The 24361-nt window shown below is 43.8% G+C and carries 30 protein-coding genes and 1 other annotated feature; of the genes, 29 read left to right on the forward strand and 1 reads right to left on the reverse strand.

All coding sequences use genetic code 11. The annotated features are described in order from the left end of the window. The first annotated feature begins 8 nt into the window (after positions 1 to 8). The 29 genes from CSV80_RS06065 (at position 9) to isdG (ending at position 22513) form a co-directional block, all read left to right on the forward strand. Positions 9 to 1046, forward strand: coding sequence for a type IV pilus twitching motility protein PilT (locus tag CSV80_RS06065; protein WP_099670038.1), 1038 nt, complete (start codon positions 9 to 11; stop codon positions 1044 to 1046). 2 nt (positions 1047 to 1048) lie between these two features. Further along, on the forward strand, positions 1049 to 2260 hold the full coding sequence (locus CSV80_RS06070; RefSeq protein WP_099670039.1) for a type II secretion system F family protein: 1212 nt from the start codon (positions 1049 to 1051) through the stop codon (positions 2258 to 2260). Between the two features lie 118 nt (positions 2261 to 2378). Further along, the gene (locus CSV80_RS06075) at positions 2379 to 2831 is read left to right on the forward strand and encodes a prepilin-type N-terminal cleavage/methylation domain-containing protein (protein WP_099670040.1); all 453 of its coding nucleotides are present in this window, start codon (positions 2379 to 2381) and stop codon (positions 2829 to 2831) included. Positions 2832 to 3002: 171 nt separating this feature from the next. Beyond that, positions 3003 to 3329 (forward strand): type II secretion system protein, encoded by a 327-nt coding sequence (locus CSV80_RS06080; protein WP_099670198.1) that lies wholly within the window; start codon positions 3003 to 3005, stop codon positions 3327 to 3329. A gap of 252 nt (positions 3330 to 3581) precedes the next feature. Continuing rightward, positions 3582 to 4574, forward strand: coding sequence for a type IV pilus biogenesis protein PilM (pilM, locus tag CSV80_RS06085; RefSeq protein ID WP_099670041.1), 993 nt, complete (start codon positions 3582 to 3584; stop codon positions 4572 to 4574). A gap of 7 nt (positions 4575 to 4581) precedes the next feature. Next, the gene (locus CSV80_RS06090; RefSeq protein WP_099670042.1) at positions 4582 to 5289 is read left to right on the forward strand and encodes a PilN domain-containing protein; all 708 of its coding nucleotides are present in this window, start codon (positions 4582 to 4584) and stop codon (positions 5287 to 5289) included. Continuing rightward, positions 5282 to 5968 carry a pilus assembly protein PilO gene (locus tag CSV80_RS06095; RefSeq protein WP_099670043.1) on the forward strand — a complete coding sequence of 229 codons (687 nt, stop codon included), beginning with the start codon at positions 5282 to 5284 and terminating at the stop codon, positions 5966 to 5968. Before CSV80_RS06090 ends, CSV80_RS06095 begins: the two co-directional genes overlap by 8 nt. An 11-nt stretch (positions 5969 to 5979) precedes the next feature. Then, entirely contained in the window at positions 5980 to 6735 is a 756-nt protein-coding gene (locus CSV80_RS06100; RefSeq protein ID WP_099670044.1) for a prepilin peptidase, read from the forward strand. Between the two features lie 91 nt (positions 6736 to 6826). Beyond that, positions 6827 to 7453, forward strand: coding sequence for a hypothetical protein (locus CSV80_RS06105; protein ID WP_099670045.1), 627 nt, complete (start codon positions 6827 to 6829; stop codon positions 7451 to 7453). Positions 7454 to 7538: 85 nt separating this feature from the next. Continuing rightward, positions 7539 to 8138 carry a Maf family protein gene (locus CSV80_RS06110; RefSeq protein WP_158231864.1) on the forward strand — a complete coding sequence of 200 codons (600 nt, stop codon included), beginning with the start codon at positions 7539 to 7541 and terminating at the stop codon, positions 8136 to 8138. Continuing rightward, positions 8138 to 8836, forward strand: coding sequence for a RadC family protein (radC, locus tag CSV80_RS06115; RefSeq protein WP_029053688.1), 699 nt, complete (start codon positions 8138 to 8140; stop codon positions 8834 to 8836). Before CSV80_RS06110 ends, radC begins: the two co-directional genes overlap by 1 nt. Before the next feature lie 169 nt (positions 8837 to 9005). Beyond that, on the forward strand, positions 9006 to 10019 hold the full coding sequence (locus tag CSV80_RS06120; RefSeq protein WP_099670047.1) for a rod shape-determining protein: 1014 nt from the start codon (positions 9006 to 9008) through the stop codon (positions 10017 to 10019). A gap of 24 nt (positions 10020 to 10043) precedes the next feature. Then, complete coding sequence (mreC, locus tag CSV80_RS06125; protein ID WP_099670048.1) at positions 10044 to 10937, forward strand: rod shape-determining protein MreC; 894 nt, start codon at positions 10044 to 10046, stop codon at positions 10935 to 10937. Beyond that, entirely contained in the window at positions 10934 to 11455 is a 522-nt protein-coding gene (gene mreD / locus CSV80_RS06130; protein WP_099670049.1) for a rod shape-determining protein MreD, read from the forward strand. Before mreC ends, mreD begins: the two co-directional genes overlap by 4 nt. Before the next feature lie 19 nt (positions 11456 to 11474). After that, positions 11475 to 12146 (forward strand): septum site-determining protein MinC, encoded by a 672-nt coding sequence (minC, locus tag CSV80_RS06135; protein ID WP_029053692.1) that lies wholly within the window; start codon positions 11475 to 11477, stop codon positions 12144 to 12146. A gap of 1 nt (position 12147) precedes the next feature. Further along, positions 12148 to 12948 carry a septum site-determining protein MinD gene (minD, locus tag CSV80_RS06140; RefSeq protein ID WP_099670050.1) on the forward strand — a complete coding sequence of 267 codons (801 nt, stop codon included), beginning with the start codon at positions 12148 to 12150 and terminating at the stop codon, positions 12946 to 12948. Between the two features lie 100 nt (positions 12949 to 13048). Further along, a complete protein-coding gene (locus CSV80_RS06145; protein ID WP_099670051.1) occupies positions 13049 to 13591 on the forward strand; it encodes a peptidoglycan DD-metalloendopeptidase family protein in 543 nt (180 codons plus the stop codon). Beyond that, on the forward strand, positions 13588 to 14205 hold the full coding sequence (locus CSV80_RS06150; RefSeq protein WP_099670052.1) for a metalloprotease: 618 nt from the start codon (positions 13588 to 13590) through the stop codon (positions 14203 to 14205). Before CSV80_RS06145 ends, CSV80_RS06150 begins: the two co-directional genes overlap by 4 nt. 70 nt (positions 14206 to 14275) lie before the next feature. Then, positions 14276 to 14352, forward strand: a sequence feature (ribosomal protein L21 leader region). A gap of 13 nt (positions 14353 to 14365) precedes the next feature. Continuing rightward, positions 14366 to 14674, forward strand: a complete 309-nt coding sequence (rplU, locus tag CSV80_RS06155; protein WP_029053696.1) for a 50S ribosomal protein L21 — start codon at positions 14366 to 14368, stop codon at positions 14672 to 14674. 6 nt (positions 14675 to 14680) lie between these two features. Further along, positions 14681 to 15007 (forward strand): ribosomal-processing cysteine protease Prp, encoded by a 327-nt coding sequence (locus tag CSV80_RS06160; RefSeq protein ID WP_029053697.1) that lies wholly within the window; start codon positions 14681 to 14683, stop codon positions 15005 to 15007. Positions 15008 to 15019: 12 nt separating this feature from the next. Continuing rightward, positions 15020 to 15313 (forward strand): 50S ribosomal protein L27, encoded by a 294-nt coding sequence (rpmA, locus tag CSV80_RS06165; protein ID WP_029053698.1) that lies wholly within the window; start codon positions 15020 to 15022, stop codon positions 15311 to 15313. Positions 15314 to 15642: 329 nt separating this feature from the next. Then, complete coding sequence (locus CSV80_RS06170; RefSeq protein ID WP_099670053.1) at positions 15643 to 16176, forward strand: Spo0B domain-containing protein; 534 nt, start codon at positions 15643 to 15645, stop codon at positions 16174 to 16176. A 3-nt stretch (positions 16177 to 16179) separates the two neighbouring features. Further along, positions 16180 to 17472, forward strand: coding sequence for a GTPase ObgE (obgE, locus tag CSV80_RS06175; RefSeq protein ID WP_099670054.1), 1293 nt, complete (start codon positions 16180 to 16182; stop codon positions 17470 to 17472). A gap of 31 nt (positions 17473 to 17503) precedes the next feature. Beyond that, positions 17504 to 17959, forward strand: coding sequence for an ACT domain-containing protein (locus tag CSV80_RS06180; protein WP_029053700.1), 456 nt, complete (start codon positions 17504 to 17506; stop codon positions 17957 to 17959). Between the two features lie 31 nt (positions 17960 to 17990). Then, entirely contained in the window at positions 17991 to 18875 is an 885-nt protein-coding gene (gene pheA / locus CSV80_RS06185; protein WP_099670055.1) for a prephenate dehydratase, read from the forward strand. A gap of 474 nt (positions 18876 to 19349) precedes the next feature. After that, positions 19350 to 20432 carry a LysM peptidoglycan-binding domain-containing protein gene (locus CSV80_RS17475; protein ID WP_158231865.1) on the forward strand — a complete coding sequence of 361 codons (1083 nt, stop codon included), beginning with the start codon at positions 19350 to 19352 and terminating at the stop codon, positions 20430 to 20432. A gap of 6 nt (positions 20433 to 20438) precedes the next feature. After that, positions 20439 to 21308 carry a phosphotransferase gene (locus CSV80_RS06195; protein ID WP_099670056.1) on the forward strand — a complete coding sequence of 290 codons (870 nt, stop codon included), beginning with the start codon at positions 20439 to 20441 and terminating at the stop codon, positions 21306 to 21308. Between the two features lie 12 nt (positions 21309 to 21320). Beyond that, complete coding sequence (locus CSV80_RS06200; RefSeq protein ID WP_099670057.1) at positions 21321 to 22046, forward strand: YebC/PmpR family DNA-binding transcriptional regulator; 726 nt, start codon at positions 21321 to 21323, stop codon at positions 22044 to 22046. Between the two features lie 146 nt (positions 22047 to 22192). Further along, positions 22193 to 22513, forward strand: coding sequence for a heme oxygenase (isdG, locus tag CSV80_RS06205; protein ID WP_099670058.1), 321 nt, complete (start codon positions 22193 to 22195; stop codon positions 22511 to 22513). Between the two features lie 82 nt (positions 22514 to 22595). On the opposite strand, the gene CSV80_RS06210 is transcribed toward isdG, so the two are convergent. Then, positions 22596 to 24344, reverse strand: coding sequence for a GMC family oxidoreductase (locus CSV80_RS06210; RefSeq protein ID WP_099670059.1), 1749 nt, complete (start codon positions 24342 to 24344; stop codon positions 22596 to 22598). Positions 24345 to 24361: the final 17 nt, after the last annotated feature.

The raw sequence follows: 24361 nt of genomic DNA on the forward strand, positions 1-24361 counted from the left end.
TGTTTGCTGTGACGGAAAGAATTGATCAATTACTAACTGAGGCCTTTAAAATCAAAGCATCCGATATTCACTTAACTATAGGCGTGCCGCCAGTTTTCCGAGTACATGGCGACTTGAAACGTTTTGGTGAAACGGTTATGACTGAAGAAGACACAAAAGAAATTGCTTATCAGACGATCCCAGAAAAGATGATTCCAGCTTTTAAAGAAGCAGGACAGATTGACTATTCTTATGAAATCGCTGGCGTTTCACGTTTCCGTGTCAACGCATTTCAACAACGCGGTGCGATTTCATTGGCATTCCGGACGATCCCTACAAAGATTCCGTCAATCGATGATTTGAATATGCCGGGAACGTTGAAGAGTTTATCTGATACGGCACAAGGACTAATCTTAGTAACGGGGCCAACAGGTTCAGGTAAGTCCACGACACTTGCTGCGATGATTCGTTATATGAATGAAACAATGCGTAAGCATATTATTACATTGGAAGATCCGATTGAGTATATGCATGCGCACGGTTCTTCTATTATTGATCAGCGTGAAGTCGGTTTTGATACGCTGTCGTTTGCGGCCGGTTTACGTGCTGCTTTGCGTCAAGATCCGGACGTTATTCTAGTTGGTGAGATGCGAGATTTGGAGACGATCTCTACGGCCATTACTGCTGCGGAAACCGGCCACTTAGTTCTTGCGACTTTACACACATGGAGTGCCGCTTCGACGATTGATAGAATCATAGACGTATTTCCTCATGGTCAACAGGCGCAAATTCGTGTGCAATTGGCGGGCGTTTTGAAAGCAGTCGTTTCTCAGCGTTTATTCCAAACGATGGATAAGCAAGGAAGACGTGCGGCAACGGAAATTATGATTAATAATCCTGCTGTGTCGAACTTGATACGATCTGAGAAGATTCACCAGATTCCGAACGTCATTCAGACAAGTCGTGCGCAGGGGATGCATATGATGGATCACTCCGTAAAGAATTTGATGGATCAGCGAATCATTTCGTATGAAGCAGCATTGCCGTTTTTGCAAGGGGATGATTAATAGTGGCTCGTTTTACATATGAAGGGCGAGATGCTAAAGCGATTCGCCGCGGTACGGTAACCGCTACGAATAAACGTGATGCGGCAATCAAACTTAAAGGGCAAGGAATTCGTGTAGTAAGTCTTGTAGAACAGAAAGAGACGGTCTTGACGAAAGATATAACTATTGGAAGTCCGGTAAAGCGTGATCAATTGATCATGTTCTTGCGACAGTTCTCAACGCTTCTTCAAGCGGGGGTTACGATTGTGGATGCGGTGAGGATTTTATCTATGCAGGTGGAGCAGGCTTCATTCCGAAAGATTTTGACCTCAGTTCAGGAAGATTTGCGCACAGGTACACCGTTATCGATAGCTTTCGGGAAACATCCTAAAGTGTTTGAACCATTGGTTTTGAATATGGTAGCAGCAGGAGAAGTTTCAGGAACAGTGGATGAATCATTGGATCAATTAGCGGAGCATTTCGAGAAAGCGTATCGCACGAGACAAAAAGTTACGTCTGCGATGGCATACCCAGTAGTCGTTGGGATTATAGCTGTTGCAGTAGTTATTTTTCTTTTATGGTTCGTCGTACCGATGTTCGTAGATATGTTTGATAGCATAGGTGGACAATTACCTTGGCTAACTCGTGCTGTTATGGCAGCTAGTGAATGGATTGAAAACTACTGGTACTTGTTAATTCTAATTGTTTCAGCTTTAGTTGTTGGTTATGTACTGTTTAGAAGCAATCCAAAGGGGAAATATATTCTTGATACCATTTTGTTGAAACTACCTATATTCGGCAGCATCGCTCAAAAGTCTTCACTCGCTATGATGACTCGTACATTGAGCTCGATGTTTTCAAGCTCGGTACCTATTTTGCAAGCATTAACTATGACGGAAAGAGTTGTAGGGAATGAAGTCATTTCAAAAGTAATTGGTGAGTCTAGAGTATCAATGGAACGTGGCGGATCTTTAACTGAACCTATGTTGAACCACTGGGCATTCCCGCCGTTAATACCTCATATGATTGCAATTGGAGAAGAGACTGGTTCTTTGGACTCTATGTTAGCAAAAGTTGCTGATTTTTACGAGAAAGAAGTAGAGGCTGCTACGGACCGTTTAAAAGCTTTAATAGAGCCTTTAATGATCGTTTTCTTAGCAGCGATTGTCGGGACTATAGTTTTAGCAATTATGATGCCGATGTTTAGTATGTTTGAACAGATAGATAGTTTGTAACAGAAACAATAAATGTTATGTATTATTTTTATTTATTTCAATAAAACTAGTGTTATTTTCCTAATACCTCTGATATACTATATTCATAGAGTAAGAAAAAACAAGAGGAGGAAATTATATGAAAAAGTTTTTGCAGAAGAAATTAAATCAAAAAGGTTTGACGCTTGTCGAGTTACTAGCAGTTATTGTTATTTTGGGAATTATTGCTGCGATCGCGGTGCCGGCTATTGGGAATATTATTACGAATTCTAAGGTTAATGCATTAAAAGGTGATGGACAGAATGTTTTATCCGCTGCTCAGTTGTACTTTACTGAAAATGGAAGTAAAGAAGGGGCAACAGTAACTTCCGAAGAACTGAAAACAGAAGGATTTTTAGAGGATACTGGTGGATTTACAACTACTTCAGTAGGAACTGTTACGAAAGTAGCGACAGGCAATACTATTAGTGGAACAGCTAAAACAAAAGGCGTAAGTGTTGCATACACTAACGCTACAAATAAAATGATAACAGATGCTACTGCAAAAGCTGGTGGAACTGGCGTAGTTGTAAACCGAAATGCTGGAGAGTAATTAAAAGGTAGCTCTACTTTGATAAGCATTATGAATATAAAATAACTCTAAATACTTTATGAATATTGGACTCTGCAGAGATTTTCTCTTCAGAGTCTTTTTTAAAACAATCTTTTTTAAATATAAAAATAGAGAGACCAAAATGCAAAAGGAAGTGTGTTTTTGAAAGATATGCTAACCAACAATAAAGGTTTAACGCTTGTTGAATTATTAGGCGTTATTGTAATACTGGGAATTATTTCCGCCATCGCAATACCTTCAATTTCTAATATCGTAGTGAATACTCGCATAAAATCAGAAAAGAATAATGCGGTTTTATTAATCAATGCAGCTGACTTATATTTCATAGAACATTTTGAGCCAAACGGTTATATCAACTCTGTTGGTATACCCACATTAATTAAAGATGGATATTTGGAAGATGAAAGTTTAGTCAATGATACATTCTGGATTGCTTTACCGCAAATCCATCCTGGATCTGCGGTAAAGCAATCATAAAGAAAAATGAAGTGGAATTTCGGAGAGCGACAATAGAAATGATCAATAACAGTGGTAAATCTACTAAAGTTGGAACAGAGGCATGCGGTGATTTACCCGCAATATCTGGTAATTAACTACAGTGCATAATATTTCGTCACCTTTCCCTACCAATCTTCCTTTCTCCCACCACATTTGCTATACTTACCATTACTAGTTCACTAGAAAAATCACCAAACACCTTGAGTTCTCTCGTCTGGAAGGAGTTCGTTCATGTCTATATTATCTAATTTAAAACGCCCGCTTTCCAAACTCACTATGCCAACATTCAGCCGTAAAAAACGTGTTTATTCATTAACTCTTGATGATGATGCGATTCGATACGTACGAATAAAATCCTTGGATCCAATCGTACTAGATACAGCGAAAGAGATGCTTCTACCGGAACACATCATCCAAGAAGGCCGAATAGCCGAAGAAGATATGCTGCGGGAAGTCTTGACTGAGGTTGTGAAAGATTGGAATCTTGCGAAGCGTGACGTGGCGTTTCTTGCGCCCGATACATATGTCATTATCCGACGTGTTGCATATCCAGACACGGTGGAGGATGAAGAGCTGAAAAGCCATTTCTTTATCGAGATTGGTTCGACGATTTATTTGCCGTTTGATGATCCGGTATTTGATGTCGTTCCGTATACAACGAATAATGCGCAGAATGAAGCGATTTTAATTGCGTCGAAAGAAAGTATTATGCAGACATATGAGGAAGTGCTGAAGTCCGTAAAGTTGGAGCCGGTTGTGGCGGACATTGCACCGCTTTCTCTGTATCGTCTGGCACATCATGTGCATCAATTTGAGGGGACGGAACATATTCTCCTTGCTGATTTGCGTGGTCGTAGTCTGACCGTGTCTATTTTCTATTCTCATTATCCTTTGTTCATACGCTCGATGGAACTTGAGTTGCCACTCAGCATGTCGACGGGTGAAGAGCTGGAACAGCAGGTTGAACCACTTACGATCGTCATGGAGCTCGAGAAACTGGCGAACTTCTATCGCTTTAATTTGGCGGAGAATGATTCAGCTATTACCCATCTAGTATGGAATGGAACCTATACACAACAAGAGGAATTATTACAGATGGTACGAGAACGCTTAGCGATCGAAGCACTTCCCTTAGTGAAGGAACCGATTAGTTGTGTGGACGGAACCGCTATTACTGCGGATTTTCACCGAGTTATTGGTCTCGCGCTGAAGGAAGAGGTGTAATAAGCGTATGTTAGTCGATATAAATCTACTGCCGGAGAAGATCCGGGAGAAGACTACTTTTCTTTGGATAGCGATTGCCATCCTTTTAGTCGCTTTCATTAGTTGCGCCGTGCTGTATTTCTTCGCTCAAAAATATGATGATGAAGCTCAAAAGTTACAACAATCTACATATGAAATACAGAAACAACAAGAAAGTATTACGTCCCAAATGCGGTTGTCCGCATTTGGTCAGGAAAAAGAACAGTTAGCTGCGACGGTGGAGTTTCTTAAGGGGCATCAATATAAAACACAACCTCTTATAGAAGATCTTTCGAAAGCGTTGCCTGATCGAGGATTCTTCCAGGAGTTGACTTTCGCTGCACCGAACGAAGTGACGTTGAAAGTACAGTTTGATGATTTGATGGAGCCTGCGCTCTATCTAACACGAATGAAAGCATCCTCGTTAGTAATTGATGCGACATTCGAAGGAATTGAGACGGAAAAACTAGATATTAAAGAACGCGAGAATGTTTTGCCTAGATATTTCGCTACCTATTTCATTCAGTTTGTTGATGACCGTGCTCTACCAGGTACAGATGCAGATGCGGATCCTAATGCGGTTGAAGAACCGCAAGAGGAAGCCCAACCTACTGAAGAACAGCCACAGCAACCTGCACCTGAAGTACCGCAACCTCCTGCAGATGCGAATACGGAAGGGGTCGATCCGATTGAGTAAGTATCTATCTAAACGTCAGATGGAGATCGGTTTGGTCGTATTGGTCTCGATTTTTCTTATTGCCCTTGTCTACTACACGGTAACGAACGTCTACTTGCCAGCGAAAGAAACGAAGGATCAGATGGCGGCTCAATTTGCTTCGGAACGTGATGTGTTGTTTTCATTACAAAAGCAATTGGCGAATAAAGATCCGAATGAAACGGTAACGTCTGCGCCACTTCAAAAAGTCGTGCCAGTTATACCGCTTGAAGATGCATTACTCATTCGTCTGGAGAAGGCGGAAGTGAAATCCAATAGTCGAATAGAAGAAATTAATTTTTCGAAAGAAGTATTCGATGTAGAATTATTACCTGAAAATGTACAAAATCTCGAAACGGTGTTGATGGAAGTGACGCTCGCTGCGGATACGTACAAGCAAGTGGATACGTTCATATACGAGATTGAAGAAATGATTCGGATCATGAATGTAGAGACAATCCAGTTTGAAGCGACTGCCGAGAAAACGGAAGAGGAATCGGATATTGGTGAAATGAAGGTCGTCATTTCATTTAATGCGTACTTCCGTCCGGATCTTGTCAACTTGCAAAATGAGGCGCCGAAAGTAGATGCGCCGCCACCTGCATTGAAGTTCGATCCGACGACGATCAATAAAATGACAGGTACCGAGAAAGCGGAGTAAGGAGGCAATTCATGGAATGGCTCTATAGTATATTTTTCTTCCTCTACGGCATTACATTCGGATCGTTTTTTAACGTTGTCGGCATGCGTGTGCCGCTAAAGGAGTCGGTCGTGTCGCCTCCTTCGCACTGTACGACGTGTGATCGGAACTTGACGGCGGTTGATCTAGTGCCGGTTTTCTCTTACGTGTTCTTGCGTGGCAAGTGCCGTGGGTGTAAAGAGAAGATCAGTGCACTTTATCCCACGATGGAGTTGATCACAGGTGTATTGTTCGTTTGTGCGTACTTGCACTTCGGATTTCAGTGGGAGCTTGTTGTAGCATTACTGTTTATTTCGATGTTGGTTATTTTAACGGTATCCGACCTTAAGTATATGTTGATTCCAAATAAAATCTTGTTGCCGTTTGGTATCGCAATTTTCATCTTGCGCTTCATCAGTCCGCTGACGCCATGGTGGGATAGCTTGCTTGGGGCGGCAGTTGGGTTTGGTCTGTTGCTGTTGATTGCAGTCGTGTCGAACGGCGGTATGGGCGGTGGCGATATTAAGTTGTTTTTCGTTATCGGCTTAGTGCTCGGAACGATGCAGACGTTAGTGACGCTGTTTCTTGCTTCATTAATTGGCGCGATTGTCGGACTGTTCTTTTTGAAAAAGACGAAGCAAGGACGTAAGACGCCTGTGCCTTTTGGTCCTTCGATTGCGGTCGCTGCACTCATTGCCTATTTCTACGGTGCGCAGCTTGTCAGTTGGTATACAGGTTTGTTGAACTAAATCGGTAAATGTTTATGGACGAGACGACAACAGTCTCGTCTTTTTTTACATTTATTTTGGTAAGGTGGAAGAAAACTAGTGGAGTGATGGAATGAATTTCCGCAGGACGTATTCAAAGAACATTGTGATTCGGGCGTTAGTGCAAGGAGTGGCGATCGGCTTGGTCGCGGTGCTAGTGATCGGGCTAACGATATCGACTACGGGAGGGAAAGAGGATAAGGCGAGTGAAACGGTAGCGACGACTGGGCCAAAGACAGAGGAGAAGGGAGGGGCAGTTGAGGGCGGAGATACGATGTTCGTCAAGCAACATGGCGTGTTTTCTAGCCAGGAAGCAGCGACGGATTTCGTGGCCGAGAATCCGAGTCTCGCTAGTACGGCTGTCGTGTCAGCAGGCGGACAGTTCTATGTTTGGGGAGCAGTATGGCTGAAAGAGAGCGATGTCCTGTTGAAGGAAGGTGAAGATGCGTTCAAGAAGAGAATCACAGTCGTACCGGGCGCTTGCAAGTCTGCAGATGCCGGTGAGGTGAGAAAAGCGCTGTTATCCGAAGATCTATCGAAAATTGAATTGTCTAAGGATGGAAAAGATGCGAAGAAAGGTGGAGACTTTGCGAAGAAAGTGACCGCCATCACTGCGTTTACAAAGGATTCCTCTGTCGCGAGACTGCATCTGTTGGCACACTATTCGGACCAAGACCCATGCTTCAAAATTCAATTTTGACCCAATATACGGGGGAAGAATTGAATTTTGCCCTTTTTTCAAATCGTGTAGAATAGCGTACACTATGAAAAAGGGGGTTGTTCCAATGAAATTTAACAGTTTAAAACCTATCGTGCTCGCATCTTCTTCGCCGAGACGTAAAGAACTATTGCAGTTAGCAGGAATTAATTTTTCGGTGAGACCGAGTGATGTGGATGAGGATGTGCCGTTTACACCCGAAGAGCCATATGAGTATGCGGTTGGTTTATCGGAGCGAAAGGCGCTTGCGGTATTTGAATCAGAAGAAGAGATCGTCATTGCGGCAGATACGATTGTAGTGAAAGACGGCAGAGTATTCCCGAAACCCGAAGATGACGCGCAGGCCATTGACTTCTTAATGGAGCTGTCTGGAGAGTTGCATGAAGTGATTACGGGTGTAACAATCCTGGCTAACGGTAAGACGATTCAGTTTGCTGGTTTGTCTCAAGTGAAGTTTAGAAAACTGGATGAAGAGCTCGTTTCCGCTTATGTGAAATCAGGGGATGCTTCAGATAAAGCGGGCGCGTACGGCATCCAAACGCAAGGAATGCTGTTTGTGGAAAATATGGTAGGTGATTATCAAAACATCGTAGGGTTGCCGGTCAGTGATCTGGTCAACCGTATGCGTCAAGAAGGGTTGCTGATTTTAGAAGGCGGTGGCGCGTGATGCCTCTTGATCTGGCACCGCAAATGATGATCCGCGATGTGCATATCGCTGACAGGCCCCGTGAGCGTTTGATACGAGAAGGGGCGAGCAGTTTATCCAATCAGGAGTTAATGGCGATCCTGCTGCGCACAGGTTCACGCTCAGAGTCTGTTCTCGTACTCGCCAACCGTGTGTTGTCTACGATTGACCGTTTGCAAGATTTGAAAGAGCTGACGGTGGATGAGATGACGAAGATTAAAGGGATTGGTGAAGCGAAGGCGGTGCAGTTACTAGCTGCAGCAGAACTCGGCAAGCGCTTGTATCGGACTGCACCGCATGAACGGTATAAGATCCGTTCACCTGAAGATGCCGCGAATTATTTGATGACGGATATGTCGTCGTTGAACCAAGAACACTTTGTTGTGTTATTTTTAAATGTCAAAAATGAAGTGCTACATAAGCAGACGATTTTCATTGGCAGTTTGAATTCTTCCATAGTACATCCACGCGAAGTGTTCCGTGAAGCTTTCAAACGTTCGGCTGCATCGATGATTATTTCACATAATCATCCGAGCGGTGACACGACGCCTTCAAGAGAAGATATCGAAGTGACAAAGCGCTTGATGGAAGCGGGTCAGATCATGGGCGTGGATGTGCTCGATCATATCATCATCGGTGATCAGAAATTCATCAGTTTAAAAGACAAAGGCTACATATAAAAACATGAATTTTGTCGCGAAAAAGTGGAGAGACTGGGAAATCAGTCTCTTTTTCGATGTTTTTTGCAAACTGGCCGGGTGACACTGTAAATTAAGTTACCTTTCCGTTATAATGTGGTGTATGCTTTTAAGAATACCGATGAAGGTTTGATAGAAAGGGAGAATTGACTTGTTTGGTTTCAGATCAAGAAACGTAGGAATTGACTTGGGGACAGCCAATACTCTAGTTTTCATTAAGGATAAAGGTATTGTGCTAAGGGAGCCTTCTGTTGTAGCGAAAAATACGACGACGGGTGAAATCGTTGCGGTAGGCAGTGAAGCCCATGCCATGATCGGACGTACGCCGAGTTCAGTTGTGGCCATTCGCCCGATGCGAGAAGGAGTTATTGCAGATTTTGAAACAACAACTGCTATGATTCGTCATTATTTAAAAGAAGCGCTAAAATCAGCAGGAACTTCATGGACGAAGCCGACTGTCATGGTTTGTGTGCCCTATGGTATTACATCTGTGGAGCAACGCGCAGTGATCGATGCTGCACGTCAAGCGGGTGCGAAAGAAGCATATACGATTGAAGAACCTTTTGCGGCTGCGATCGGTGCAGATTTACCAGTATGGGAACCAACCGGCAGTATGGTCGTCGATATAGGTGGAGGTACGACGGAAGTGGCCATCATTTCTCTAGGTGGCATTGTAACAAGCACTTCGATCCGTGTAGGCGGAGATTCTATGGATACGGCTATCATAACGTATATCCGTAAAGAATATAAATTGATGATCGGTGAACGTACGGCTGAAAACATCAAGATGCAAATTGGTTCAGCGTTTGATTTGGATAAGACGGAAAAGATGGATATCCACGGTCGCGACTTATTGACGGGTCTGCCGAAAACGATGGAAATTAATTCGCAGGAAATTACGAAAGCATTGAGAGAGCCGATGGATTTAATAATTGAAGGTATGAGAAAGACGCTTGAGCAGACACCACCTGAACTGGCGTCAGACGTCATGGAGCGTGGAATTGTCTTAACGGGTGGCGGATCATTACTTCGTAACCTCGATAAAGCTATTTCCGAGGAAACAAAAATGCCTGCCTTTGTAGCAGGAGATACACTTGACTGTGTAGTAATTGGAACGGGTAAGGCTTTGGATAACTTAGAACTCATTAAGAAAATTCAATCATAATATTAATTGGAGGAGATGTAGGCAATGCCGCGTTTTTTTTCCAATAAACGATTAATCATTTTATTAGTAGGAGTAATCGTCCTTGTGGCATTAATTGCATTTTCACTTCGCGACCGAAATCATGCAAATGTTCCGGAACAAGCAGTGAAGGATGTCGTAGGTTTTGGGCAGTCGCTTGTTACGAAACCAGCCCATTTTGTGACGGGACTTATTGAAAATATTGATACGATGCTTAATACATACGAAGAAAACAAACGATTAAAAAAGCGTCTGGAAACGTATGCCGCCATGCAAGCGGAGTTAGTGGATGTCAAAGCGAATAATGTGAAGCTGCGGGGAATCATTGATAAACAAGAGGATCTGCGCGCATTTGAGCCAATTCAGTCCACAGTGATTTCACGCAATCCTGATCAATGGGAAGAGAAAATCATCATCGACAAAGGAACAACGGCTGGAGTGGACGTCAATATGGCGGTCATGACGGCACAAGGCTTGATTGGGAAGGTCATTTTGTCGACTCCATTTACATCCACAGTCGAATTAATCTCGACGGAAAATAGCGATTTTCGTGTGGCGGCAATGGTAGTTGGCGAAAAAGAAATGTTCGGTTTGATCGAAGGATACGATCGAACTTCCGGACAGTTGATCATGAAGCGTCTAGATTCAAGCTTCAATGTAAAAAAAGGAATGCAAGTCATATCTTCAGGTCTCGGAGGAATCTTCCCTAAAGGTATTTTAATAGGGGAAGTAACCGAAGTTTCCACGGATGACTATGGTCTGACGAAACTAGCGTATATAAAACCAGCAGCCACTTTCTCACAACTAGATCACGTGATGATTGCGAAGCGAACCATGACAGTGGTTGACGGGACCGACGGAGGCAACTCCGCAGATGCAGAAGGGGACGATGAGTCATGATCCGATTCATCATTCCTTTAATTGCTATCCTGTTATTTTTCCTGGAACCCATATTCAGTCTGTTTTCACCAATTGAAATAAACAGTGAGTTATACATCACGGTGCCTAGGTTCCTAATGGTCTATTTAATTTTTATTGCGACGTATTATAATAGCAAGCGAGCGATTATTTACGGATTTGTCCTCGGACTGTTGTATGATATGTATCATATTGATATTATTGGATTATACACATTCATGTATCCGCTGATTTGTTATGTTGCGGCGTTAATAATTCGACAAATTGAGCGTCATACCGTGACGGTTATGGTATTATCAGTAGTAATGATTGTGTTACTGGAATTGTTGTCGTACTTTTTTGCTAGTGTGATTGCGTTAACGTCTATTGATTTCGGCGAATTCTTCACGAGTCGACTCATTCCGACAATGATTGCGAATTCATTATTTATCGTGATGTTCGGCTATATGTTCAAACAGATTACAGAGAAAAGATTTTTTCAAAAACAAGCAGGTTTTTAAGTATTGTGAGGTGATGTAGGTGACGAAATCACAGTTGATAACGATAAAAGGAACAAAAGACGGCTTAGTATTACGATTAGATGACCATTGCGCATTTACCGAATTGCTAGGTGAGTTGAAAGAAAAAGTGCAGAGCAGCGTACTTGAAGGTGTGTCTGAAGTACAGTTGCATCTAGGACATCGTTATTGTGACGAGAAAGACATGAACAAGATTCAATCGGTCATTCATACTTCCCCTCATTTGCGAGTTTCGAAGGTACATAGTGACGTCATTTCGTTAAAAGAGTGTGAGAGAAAGTTGATCGAGAAGCAGTCCGAAACCTATATAGGAATCGTTCGATCGGGTCAGGTTGTAAAAGCTGATGGCGATTTGGTCATTATCGGTGACGTGAATCAGAGTGCACAAGTCATTGCAGGCGGCAGTATATATGTACTGGGCCGTGTTAAAGGCATTGCGCATGCGGGAGCACAAGGCAATAAAGATGCAGTCATTGCTGCATCTTGGCTGGAAGCAACGCATCTGAAAATTGCGGATAAGATCGAGATCATGACCGACGAATTGACGATTCTTTCTGAGCAACCTGAAATGGAATGTGCGTATCTTCAAAAGAATGGGCAGATTGCGATAGACCGTCTTCAGGAGCTCCGATATTTACGTCCGGACCTTGCTACATTTAAGGGAGGTATATAATTTGGGAGAAGCAATTGTCATTACTTCTGGTAAAGGTGGCGTTGGAAAAACAACAACGTCAGCTAATCTTGGTACCGCTCTTGCGTTACAAGGGAAAAAAGTGTGTTTAGTGGATACAGATATCGGTCTGCGTAACTTGGACGTAATTCTAGGCTTAGAAAACCGGATCATTTATGATTTGGTCGATGTAGTGGAAGAGCGTTGTAAAGTTCATCAGGCTCTTGTGAAAGATAAGCGTTTCGAGGACCGATTGTTCTTGCTGCCAGCAGCACAGACGACTGATAAGAGTGCTGTGAATCCGGAACAGATGAAAAAGCTTGTTTTAGAATTAAAACAAGATTATGATTATGTCTTGATTGATTGCCCTGCAGGAATTGAGCAAGGCTTTAAAAATGCGATTTCTGGTGCGGACCGCGCGATTGTCGTGACGACTCCAGAAATTTCTGCTGTGCGTGACGCTGACCGTATTATTGGACTGCTTGAAGCAGAAGAAGGACTGGAGCCGCCGAAATTGATCATCAACCGCATTAGAAGCGGTATGATGGAAAGCGGTGAAACATTGGATGTCAATGAAATCACGACACATTTGTCGATTGATTTATTAGGTATCGTAATGGATGATCAAAACGTTATATCTGCTTCAAATAAAGGCGAACCTGTCGTGATGGACCCGACAAACCCTGCTGCAATTGGTTATCGCAATATTTCACGACGAATCTTAGGTGAGTCTGTGCCATTGATGACGATGGAGAAAAGCAAAGCAGGATTCTTCGGCAAGATCAAGAACATGTTCAGTAAATAATACAAACTTAAATCTCAGTGCCTTTTATGGTACTGAGTTTTTTTCATTCGTCATTTAATTCTCCCTCTTTTCATACACTGCAGGTAAGGGAGGGGACGTGATGAAATGGAAAACAAAATGGATCATCGCTATTGTGCTGATGGTGTCTGTTGTAGGTTTATCAAAACTGGAAGAACGCCAGTTAGTCAATATACCGATTACGCAATATGTGACGACAGGGAAAGATTTTGTGGTGATGAAGAAGTGGGTGTCTTCCTGGATGGCAGAAGATGAAGTCATCACGGTGTCCGGGGATTCCGTATTTAATCCGTTTGAGGCGTACGAATCGTTCCAGCCCTATCAAGACGGTGCTATTATCTCGTATACTCAACCGATGTCGATTACTTCACAAGGAAGCGGGCTCGTCGTCTTTACAGGCTATACAAGACAGTCAGGGAAGACGGTGACTGTTCAGTACGATAACGGTGATGAGGTAACGTATGGATTCGTAGGCTCGTTCTCGACACTTCCATACACGGCTGTAAGGCTTGGGGATGAGATTGCGATGATGGACGAGGAAGCAGTGTATATCCGCGTGAAACGCAATGGGATACCGCTAGAGCCTACTGTGCTGGCAACGTATATGTCAGGCGGTCAGCAATGAAGTATCGTATTCATCCGGTATTGTTGCCGATCTTTTTATTTTTCATGATCGTCGGTGGTGTGTCATTGTACGCGATGCTCTTATTCTCTTTACTTTTTCATGAACTAGGACACGTATTGGCCGCTCGACACGTCGGGATGAAAATTAGGAGTTGTACAATTTTACCGTATGGAGGGGAATTGCAATTTGTTAATCGGCAGCTGGCAAGTAAACAGCAACGGCTGATCGTGGCGCTCGGAGGACCTGTCGCGACAGCCGTTTTGTTAGTACTTGGCATGTGTTTGACATTCCCGGGTGATGCGCAGTTTGTAAAGATTCAACTGATTTTGTTGAGTGTGAATTTATTACCGATTCTACCTCTTGACGGTGGACAAGTGGTGTCTGTTTTGCTGGAGACGGACGCGACGAAATACACTACGCGCTCGAACTTCTTACTGTATTCCATCATCGTGTCTGCATCGCTTTGTGCATTTTTCACTGCATATTTGCCGGATAGTTTGCCACTCGTCATTATCACATCATTTTTAGCAGTGCAGAACATTATTTCCTATCGTTTTAGAAGGTACGAGCGGGTCTTTGAACAGCTCACTAAAAAAGAAACTTCCTTCTTTTAAAAGATTATAGGAATAATGCTTGACCTGCTCTTTTCTATGTGATAATATTTTACTGTTATTGATTGTAGCACCCGTGCTACAACCGCACTAAACAGGTTCAAGTATTCGTAGGTTGAATCACCTGTCAAGGCGAGTCTGTATAATTAGAGGAGGTGCAAGTATGTACGCAATTATTGAAACTGGTGGAAAACAAATCAAAGTTGAAGCAGGCCAAGAGATCTTCATTGAGAAGGTTGCTGGTGAAGCGGATGAAGTGGTAACTTTTGACAAGGTGCTAATGGTGGGCGGAGATGACGTTAAAGTCGGTGCTCCATTCGTAGAAGGCGCAACTGTAACAGGTAAGGTTGTCAAGCAAGGCCGCGCAAAGAAAATTGTTGTTTTCAAATATAAGGCAAAGAAAAACTACCGTAAAAAACAAGGACACCGTCAGCCATACACGAAAATCGTTATTGACGGAATCAATCTATAATCCGGCATGATACATGTCAGAATTATGAAAGAGCCTTCTGGGCGCATCTCAGTTTTTGAGATGGATGGTCATGCAAACTTTGCTGAACACGGACAAGATCTAGTTTGTGCTGGTGCTTCTGCCGTATCATTTGGTGCGGTGAATGCTATTATGCAATTGACTTCGATTGAACCTGATGTTGATCAAGGTGCGGATGGTGGATACTTACGTGTGGCGTTTCCGGTAACGGATCAAGATGCGCAAGTTCAGCTGCTCCTGCAAGCAATGATTATTTCTTTACAAACGATTGAATTAGACTATGCAGATTATATAAAATTATCCTTTAAAAAGTAGGAGGTGGCAGCTATGTTACGTTTAGATCTTCAGTTTTTCGCATCGAAAAAAGGTGTAGGTTCTACTAAGAACGGTCGTGACTCACATTCGAAACGTCTTGGTGCTAAGCGCGCAGATGGACAAATCGTTTCTGGAGGATCAATCCTTTATCGCCAGCGTGGAACAAAAGTTCACCCAGGTGAAAACGTTGGTCGCGGTGGAGATGATACTCTATTCGCAAAAATCGACGGCGTCGTTCGTTTTGAACGTCTTGGCCGCGACAAAAAGAAAGTCAGTGTCTACCCAGCAGCAACGCAAGAAGCTTAATTGGATAGCGTGACGATGTGAAAAGGACTGCACTTGTTGCAGTCCTTTTTCTTATGTCAAGATTGGTGTGTTATGAGCGAATGTTAGGGGAGTATGAGCGCTTAGTTTTGCAGATAGAGCGGATAGCGAGTATGTATGATCGCTTGTACGTCTCTATGAGCGGATACAAGATTTATTGAGCGCTTACCGATAAATAATGAGCGCTTGACCAATCTAGAAGACGACTGGTCATACATTTCAGGCAATTTGTCTGCAGGTGATGATTTTTTTAGTGATTTGCGCGCGAAAATGCTATACTAAGAAGTACGAAAACAGCTGGTGGTGAAAATATGGGGAAAAATGAGCTAAATGTGTCGCAGGCAGTGAGATTTAGTCGACACGATCACATGAATGATCTGCAATTAATCCTCATGAATATTGATATGGGGAAATATACAGAAGCGCGAAACTGCATTCTCGAGAAAACGGGGGACATGCAGCGAGAGGCATTGCTGCAAAAAATGGACATGCCACTTACTGAGGAATGGATCACGACACTTGGGTGGCGATATCCAGTTCTAAAGGTGCAATTGTATTGTGATATTACAGAAAAAATTGATTCAAGTGAAATTGACCAAGAGCTGGTCGAATACTTGGAACAAGTTGTGCTGGCTGTGGAAGCGAAAATCCAGCGCTACGCAGATTGTCCTGTGACGATTGAAGTCACGACGGAAACTGCTTCTTGGAGTATGCAACTGACATTTACCGAGCTGTACGCGAAGCAACTAGACATCCCAGAACATTCATCTCAGCTTACGGTCGAAGTCCTCGGTGAACCGAATCAATGGACGTTTACCATCAGTGGACAATTAGGAGGATTATAAATTATGTTTGTGGATCACGTTAAAGTATTTGTAAAAGGTGGCGACGGTGGCGATGGTATGGTTTCGTTCCGTCGTGAAAAATATATAGCTAATGGTGGGCCATCCGGTGGCGATGGCGGGAAAGGCGCAGATGTCATCTTTATCGTGGATGAAGGATTGCGTACGTTAATGGATTTCCGTTATCAGCGTCATTTTAAAGCGGATCGCGGAGAACACGGTCAGAGTAAAAATATGCACGGTCGTAGCGGTAAGCATATGATTGTAAAAGTTCCGCCTGGCACAGTCGTCAAAGATGCGGAAACCGAAACGATTATCGCGGATTTGGTGGAACATGGCCAGCAAGCAGTCATCGCACGTGGTGGGCGTGGAGGACGCGGTAATAGCCGTTTCGTTACGCCACAGAACACAGCGCCTGAGCTTTCTGAAAAAGGAGAGCCAGGTGTTAGTAAAGATATCGTGCTTGAATTGAAAGTTCTCGCTGACGTTGGTCTTGTTGGATTCCCGAGTGTTGGTAAATCCACGTTACTGTCAGTCGTTTCTTCAGCGAAGCCGAAAATTGCGGATTATCACTTTACTACATTAGTTCCGAACCTCGGAATGATCGAAACGGATGATCACCGTACATTCGTCATGGCGGATTTGCCTGGGTTGATTGAAGGCGCGCATGAAGGGATTGGACTAGGACATCAATTCTTGCGTCACATCGAACGTACGCGCGTAATCGTGCACGTCATCGATATGTCAGGACTTGAAGGTCGTGAGCCGTTTGAAGATTACCAGACGATCAATAAAGAGCTAGAGCAGTACAATATGCGTTTGACTGAACGTCCACAAATTATTGTGGCAAATAAAATGGATATGCCGGATGCGCAAGAGAATCTGGAAATATTTAAAGAAGCGCTTGGTGATGAAGAGATTCAAGTGTTCCCGATTTCAGCATTGACGAGAACAGGTTTAGATCCATTACTGTATGCAATTTTAGATCTGCTTGAAACTACACCGGAATTCCCGATGTTGACTGATGCGGATGAAGAAGCCAGTAACTCTGTATTGTATAAGCATGAAACGACTGGACCTGATTTCATTATTTCACGTGACGATGATGGGGCATTCATGTTGTCGGGTTATACGTTGGAGCGTTTGTTCCAGATGACCGATTTCAACTTCGATCAATCAGTCCGCAAGTTCTCGCGTCAGATGCGTGGTATGGGAATCGACGAAGCGTTACGTGAACGTGGTGCGAAAAACGGCGATATCGTACGTATCATGAGCTACGAGTTCGAGTTCTTGGAGTAAGACCGGATTGGCTCGTTTTGGGGGGAGCAAAATGGAACAAATCGGGGAAGGCCAGTTTTATTTAGTCCGCGAAGATGTATTGACCGAGTCAATGCAGAAAATGCTGGAAGCTAAACGTATGATGGCAAGGGGCGAAGTGACGACGATCCAAGAAGCAACCAAACGGGTCGGTCTGTCACGCAGTGCCTTCTATAAATATCGTGATGCCGTGTTCCCGTTCGAATCGATCGCACGGGACCGGATTTTGACGATTTTTATTCAACTGGAAGATTTAAAAGGTTCGTTAGCTGTGCTTTTGGAAGTCGTCTCAGAGGCGAAGTGTAATGTATTGACGATTCACCAGACGATTCCTGTCCAGGGGCGCGCGAACATTACGTTATCGTTGGATGTGACGGAAATGGAAATTAAGGTAGAAGCATTTTTACAGCGACTCAAAGCACCTCGATTTATTGATTCCGTTGACTTAATTAGTTCAGGGGTTTTCTAACCTCTTAAATCAGTGGGGAGATGAAAGAATCATGACAGAAAAGAAGTATGTACCTTCCGTTGCATATTTGGGACCTGAAGCATCATTCACTCATATTGCAGCGTCCGATTTATTCGGCATGGAAGGCTTAACGCCACGTCCGACGATTCCAGATTGTATAGAAGCGGTGACAGAAGGACATGTTGCCTACGCGGTCGTCCCGTTGGAGAATGCACTTGAGGGATCCGTTCCGTTAACGATTGATTATTTATTCAATAGTGAAGAGTTGTTCATTACTGCTGAAATTTCCACGCCAATTGAGCAACATATGTTAGTGAATAAATCACAGGTGAATCATTTGGGGGAATTGGATTCGATTCAGTCTCATCCGCATGCGTTGGCGCAATGTCATAAGTTTTTGCAGTATCGTTACCGAGGAGTTCCGCTAATTCAGACAACGTCTACGGCGGCGGCAGCGAAATCTATATCTGAACAGCCAGAACTGCGTGTGGCAGCAATTGGCAACCGTTTGGCAGCAGAAACGTACGGTTTACATATAGCAGAGGAAAATATTCACGACTTCCACTTCAACCATACACGCTTCGTCGTGCTGTCGTTGCGCAAGGAGAAGCTGGAGCATTCAAAGCATATTTCTACGATGAAGACGACGTTGATGGTGAAGTTGCCTGAAGATGACCGTCCAGGGATGTTGCATCAAATTCTGTCAGTGTTCTCGTGGCGCCGACTGAACTTGAGCAAGATTGAGTCACGACCGTTAAAGACGGGCCTTGGTCATTATTTCTTTATTATTGATATTAATGAATCTGAGGACCATCCGATGATGAAGGGCGCAATGGAAGAGCTAGACGCACTAGGCTGCACAGCACGCTCGTTCGGAACGTACTATGCCTATGAGTCTGGGGAATTTATCTCCTGAGTTAGGATAGGCTGGCAATGGCATGCATCAGTAGATTGGCATGTATTACGTAACTGTACTTGAAAAAGAACTTGAACTGCCCTTGAACTTAACTAAGTTCAAGGGCTTTACTAATTCACGCACTATCGCAAATAAGAGTTCTACGGCCATCCACTAAAAAAGTAGGATTGAAGCGGAAGCAGACGGCGACTCTTGATGGGCCAGCCCGATTAGCAGAACAACAAAGGAACGAGAGCCGTGACAAGCTCGCTCACCGTGGGCTCATGGAAAAGTATCTGCCGGCTGGAGTTTCAATCCCGTGACCACTCTATATGAAATGACTTCATTCCACGATCCTCTATTCAACAGGATGGTTATTTATTTGGAATAAACCATTTTCCTACGAATATACATAACAAGAGAGGAGGCCTACACACATTGTCACAAAAGTAGGCGTCCGTTCATACGATGGATTGATGGAAGGGGGAATTGTAAGTGGAAGTTCATATTGTCGTCAAGGGTGATACATTATGGAAGATCGCAAGACAATACGGTATACCGTTCGAGGAATTGAAGCGGGTAAATGCGCACCTGGCGAATCCGGACTATATCGTTCCCGGCATGAAAATATTTTTGCCGATGGATAAGAAAAAGCCTCAACATAAAGGTGATCACACGAAACCGCAGGAGAAGCCAACTGAGAAACCACATCAGGAAAAACCGATGAAGCCGCCACACCAGGAGAAGCCTTCAAAACCGGCACCTCCACAAACGAAACCATCAACGAATCAAGTGCCGCAACTACCAAAAGCGCCACAGATGCCGCCGATGCAGCAAAAGCCAATGCCGCAAGTACCGCCGATGCAACAGCAACCGGCCCCAGCACCGCCAGCGATGCCGCAACAACCGCAGACTCCAACGGCACCACATATGCCGATGCCGCCAAGTATGCAGGCTCCACCGATGTGGCAGGCAGTATTCCCGATTTGCGGATGGATGCCAATTTTCGATGCGGACTGCCATCCACATATGCCGCAACAACCAATGCAGCCTATGCCGCCGATGCAACCGCCTATGCAGGCACCAATCAAACCGATGCCGCCAAAAGAGTCATCGAAGTGGTGTGAGGAGACACCTCATCACCATAAACCGGTTCCCGCACCTATGCCAGACGGTTGGCAGTTGATCGAATCCAGTTCATTACACATGAAACCGAATCCGATGCCAAAACCAAAACCCCAACCGAAGCCGCCTGTGATGCAGCCAATGCCTCAACAGCCTGCACCTATGCCAATGCCGCAACAACCGACAATGCCGCCTAAAGCGGATACTCCGCCGTCATGGTGTCCGTCAAATCAACCGCATTGCTCACCGAATTGGCCGGTTCAGCCTCAATGGTCGACACAACCAGAATGTATGCCGGCGATGCAATGGATGCCGTATCCGCAAATGATGCCGATGCCAATGCCAATGCATCCGATGTGGCAACAACCTCCAGGTTATCAGGGTGATTGTGGGTGTAATGCACCTCCACAACAGCCGATGCCAATACAGGAGGACTGGCACCGAAACCAGTAACCGCGTATGGCAGACAATCAGCGATTTACCAAAATCAAAAAGAATGTCTGGAAAATGGAATCAGGCGGAGCAGTGTATTCTGTAAAGAAGTATGCATCACAAGCTCAAGCTGTGAAAGTTCGGCAAGTTCATCAATTACTTAATGCACAACATTTTCCATATATCTTGCCGATTGTCGATAAATCGGATCCGCTGTTGATCATGCAGCCGTGGCTTGAAAATGCGAAAGCGGTCAACTTTAAGCGTAGAATTGACCGTATCGATTCGTTCCGTGCGCTGCAAGCATTACATGATACGAAATATACGATTGATTGGCAGTCGATTTCCTGTCTTCCGTATTATCATATGATCGAGAAGTGGGAAATCCGGCTTGCGCGGTTTGAAGAGGTGCGGCAAATGTGTGGAGCGTTTCTGGCTTCCTCGACGATTGACCAGCTGTTAAAGTATGGACAGGATGCACTGCACATTGCGAAGAAAGAATCGCCTCCTGTTCACTCGCTGACGCTGTTGCATGGGGATGTTGTACATCATAATATTTTGCGCGACTCAAATGGGAATATTCGCTTTATCGATTTTGATTTAGCCTGCCTCGGAACGGAAGAGGATGAACGTGTGTTGTGGATGCATCGTGTGTTGCCACAAATTTCTTACAATCCGACTTTTTTGATGGGTGAGCATCCGGCGCTGCAAACCTTGTCAAACCAGTCACTAGCGAAGCTTTTATATCCGAATGAAGTGCTTCGAGAATGGTTGCATCTGTTGTCGTTGCCACTAGCGCAACAGCAACGGATGGCCAGCAAACTTCTACATTTCACAGATACCGCGCTCTCACATTGGCCAAGATTATGGTATGATATAGAGCGAATGATGAAGTAGGAGGTTTGATCCATGGCAGGCCATTCAAAGTGGAAGAATATCCAGAACAGAAAAGGCGCACAGGATGCAAAACGAGGAAAGATCTTTCAGAAGATGTCGCGTGAAATTTACGTGGCAGCAAAGTCTGGCGGAGACGATCCAGACACGAATCCAGCTTTACGTCTAGCAATCGATAAATCAAAGAGTGTGAATGTCCCGAATGATGTAATTCAGCGGGCAATCGATAAAGCAACAGGTTCGGGTGCGGATGAAAACTACGAAGAAGTGATCTACGAAGGGTACGGACCAGGCGGTGTTGCTGTTCTTGTATATACCCTGACAGAAAACCGCAATCGTACAGGACCCAATATGCGCGTGGCATTCAATAAAAATGGCGGTAGTTTAGGAGAAACTGGCTCCGTCAACTATTTATTTGAACGCAAAGGCCGTCTGTTCATCGAACGTACGCAAGAAACGGACGAGGACGCAGTCATGCTGGCGGCTTTGGAAGCAGGAGCAGAAGATGTTATTTCGACAGAAGATGGATTTGAAATTCTGACGGAACCCTCTGAATTTCTGAATGTAAAAGAAGCGCTTGAAGCGGAAGATTTAGTATTTATTTCAGCAGAAGTAGATATGGTTCCATCCGTTTACGCGGATTTGACCGAAGAGCAACAAGAACAATTTATGATTATGATTGATGCGTTAGAAGATGACGATGATGTACAAAACGTCTATTCTAATGCATCGGATGAGTAATGAATGCTAGCCAGTCAACAACTTTTAAGCAAGTAAAGTTGTTAACTGGCTTTTTTGTTGTTGACAATGATAATGAGATTCATTATCATTTAACTTAGTTGCTGAAGAATGTATACTCTTTAGTAGAATAAAAGGGGGAAATAATTATGATAATCGTAACAAACACAAATAAGATTATAAAAGACCGTGGACATGAATTGGTTACGCGTTTTGATAAAGAAGGAAAAGTGGAACAGATGGAAGGGTTTCTAGGACTAGAAGTATTGTTCACGGATAATTTGCCAGACTATGATGAAGTGACGATCAGCACGCGTTGGGAATCAAAAGAAGCATTTGAGGCGTGGACGAAAAGCGATGCATTCAAGGAAGCGCATTCACATCGCGACGGACAACCCGGATACGTTATTAGCAATAAAGTATCGTTCTATGATGTCAGGGTAGTACGTGAACCTGTCGTTGCGGTGTGACCGCTAGAAGAATGATCAAATGTTCAGGGAAAACAATAACCCCTCACTTTTATATTGCCAAGTGAGGGGTGGGTTATATCTATTATGCTTTGACGCTAGAAGATTTTGGTTTCGTTAAGAGACCGCCGTTTTCTTTTAAGTATTTTTCAATACCTTCAGCTGCACGGTATGAAAGTGCACCGATTGTTGGTGTAGGGTGGTGACTACTGAAGTGGGGTAGGGCAGATCCGCCAACGACGAATAAGTTTTCCATTTCCCATAGTTGCAAGTAGTTATTTACCGCAGACGTTTCCGGATCTTCACCCATAGCTACGCCACCGATATAGTGCATACCGTCGTAACCGTGGTTAAATTGGTCTGGTAATTCGTCCTGATCAATAATATCCGCACCCATTGCTTCTACGATTTCAGTACATTTTTCAATACCGAATTTCGCGATGTTCTTATCTTGTTCTGTTAATTTATTGGTAATACGTAATAATGGATCTCCAAACTCATCTTTATACGTAGGGTCTAAGTCCATATAGTTGTGCCACCAAGGCATAACTGCTGCTGAGTACCAAACTGTTAACGTACGGAAAGCGTAGAAGAGTGATTTCTCTTTAAATTCTTCACCCCATGTTGGTGTACCTTTAGGGACAAAGTTATTCTTAATCGCTCCATCTCCGTATTGACGAAGTTCGATTCCACCACCGTGAATAAAGTCTAAATCTGTGTGGTCAAATAGATCGGCGTCATAATCACTTACAGCGCCACCTAATCCACCAGCACCCATGTAGTAGTTGAATTTCTTGTCATTAAAGAATCCTGTTGCTCCTAGGAACGTACTGTTGAATTGTCCTGTAAAGTTACGGCCAATCGTTCCTTTTCTAGTTTCTGGGTTATAGATTTCACCGATATCCGATAGCATAAGCAAGCGGTTATTTGAGAATGTGAATGCTGCAAGTACTACAACATCAGCTGGTTGTTCGAATTCTTGACCTGTTCTTGTATCCGTGTATAAAACGCCCGTCGCTTTACCGTCTTTATGTATAACTCTTCGGACGAGTGAGTTCGTTCTGATTTCACAATTTCCTGTTTTGCGAGCAGTTGGAATAACTGTTGCAAGAGGATCTGATTTTGAACCGAAGTCACAGCCGTACATCGTACAGAATGAACAGAACATACATTGGTTCAATGTTTCCCCATCAGGATTCGTATATGTTTGTGACATGTTTCCAGAAGCCATTTGATAAGGGTGTAAGCCGATTTCTTTCGCTGATTCTTTAAACAACTTAATTGCAGGTGAAGCTAACATAGGTGGGTTTGGATACTCATTTGATCTCTTGTCTCCAAGTGGATCGGGTTCTCCTGAAATCCCAGCTGTTTGTTCCCATTTAGCGTAATAAGGTTCTAGTTCATCATAAGTAATGCCCCAGTCACGGATTTGCATGCCTTCAGGAATTTTACTTTCCCCATAACGTTCGATTGTTTTTGAACGAATTTCGAAGTCATATGAACGCCAGCGGTACACGGAGCCTGCCCAGTGCATACTTCCGCCTCCAAGGTCCGTTCCCGTATTCATATCTTTTTGCAAACGTACAGGTAATGCAGCATCGCCTATTGAAACACGAGACGTAATTGTATCACCTGTTAATTTTTCAATCATTTCATGTCTATTTGTATAACGTAGTTCATCTTTAACACCTATAAAATCTGAACGTGTTTGATCTTTACCACGTTCCAACATGACGACTTGATAGCCTGCTTTGGAAAGCTCAGCTGAAACGATACCGCCAGCCCAACCACTTCCAACGACTACAACGTCTACTTTATCTAATTTTTTAGCCATTTATGCGTCCTCCTCAA

Source organism: Sporosarcina sp. P12(2017) (assembly GCF_002743035.1).
In the GTDB taxonomy this organism is placed as follows: Bacteria; Bacillota; Bacilli; order Bacillales_A; family Planococcaceae; genus Sporosarcina; species Sporosarcina ureae.

Coding starts and splice junctions, on each gene's coding strand:
- CSV80_RS06075 (WP_099670040.1), top strand. CDS start 2,379: ATGAAAAAGTTTTTGCAGAAGAAATTAAATCAAAAAGGTTTGACGCTT.
- CSV80_RS06080 (WP_099670198.1), top strand. CDS start 3,003: ATGCTAACCAACAATAAAGGTTTAACGCTTGTTGAATTATTAGGCGTT.
- pilM (WP_099670041.1), top strand. CDS start 3,582: ATGTCTATATTATCTAATTTAAAACGCCCGCTTTCCAAACTCACTATG.
- CSV80_RS06090 (WP_099670042.1), top strand. CDS start 4,582: ATGTTAGTCGATATAAATCTACTGCCGGAGAAGATCCGGGAGAAGACT.
- CSV80_RS06100 (WP_099670044.1), top strand. CDS start 5,980: ATGGAATGGCTCTATAGTATATTTTTCTTCCTCTACGGCATTACATTC.
- CSV80_RS06105 (WP_099670045.1), top strand. CDS start 6,827: ATGAATTTCCGCAGGACGTATTCAAAGAACATTGTGATTCGGGCGTTA.
- CSV80_RS06110 (WP_158231864.1), top strand. CDS start 7,539: ATGAAATTTAACAGTTTAAAACCTATCGTGCTCGCATCTTCTTCGCCG.
- radC (WP_029053688.1), top strand. CDS start 8,138: ATGCCTCTTGATCTGGCACCGCAAATGATGATCCGCGATGTGCATATC.
- mreC (WP_099670048.1), top strand. CDS start 10,044: ATGCCGCGTTTTTTTTCCAATAAACGATTAATCATTTTATTAGTAGGA.
- mreD (WP_099670049.1), top strand. CDS start 10,934: ATGATCCGATTCATCATTCCTTTAATTGCTATCCTGTTATTTTTCCTG.
- CSV80_RS06145 (WP_099670051.1), top strand. CDS start 13,049: ATGAAATGGAAAACAAAATGGATCATCGCTATTGTGCTGATGGTGTCT.
- CSV80_RS06150 (WP_099670052.1), top strand. CDS start 13,588: ATGAAGTATCGTATTCATCCGGTATTGTTGCCGATCTTTTTATTTTTC.
- rplU (WP_029053696.1), top strand. CDS start 14,366: ATGTACGCAATTATTGAAACTGGTGGAAAACAAATCAAAGTTGAAGCA.
- CSV80_RS06160 (WP_029053697.1), top strand. CDS start 14,681: ATGATACATGTCAGAATTATGAAAGAGCCTTCTGGGCGCATCTCAGTT.
- rpmA (WP_029053698.1), top strand. CDS start 15,020: ATGTTACGTTTAGATCTTCAGTTTTTCGCATCGAAAAAAGGTGTAGGT.
- CSV80_RS06170 (WP_099670053.1), top strand. CDS start 15,643: ATGGGGAAAAATGAGCTAAATGTGTCGCAGGCAGTGAGATTTAGTCGA.
- obgE (WP_099670054.1), top strand. CDS start 16,180: ATGTTTGTGGATCACGTTAAAGTATTTGTAAAAGGTGGCGACGGTGGC.
- CSV80_RS06180 (WP_029053700.1), top strand. CDS start 17,504: ATGGAACAAATCGGGGAAGGCCAGTTTTATTTAGTCCGCGAAGATGTA.
- pheA (WP_099670055.1), top strand. CDS start 17,991: ATGACAGAAAAGAAGTATGTACCTTCCGTTGCATATTTGGGACCTGAA.
- CSV80_RS06195 (WP_099670056.1), top strand. CDS start 20,439: ATGGCAGACAATCAGCGATTTACCAAAATCAAAAAGAATGTCTGGAAA.
- CSV80_RS06200 (WP_099670057.1), top strand. CDS start 21,321: ATGGCAGGCCATTCAAAGTGGAAGAATATCCAGAACAGAAAAGGCGCA.
- isdG (WP_099670058.1), top strand. CDS start 22,193: ATGATAATCGTAACAAACACAAATAAGATTATAAAAGACCGTGGACAT.
- CSV80_RS06210 (WP_099670059.1), bottom strand. CDS start 24,344: ATGGCTAAAAAATTAGATAAAGTAGACGTTGTAGTCGTTGGAAGTGGT.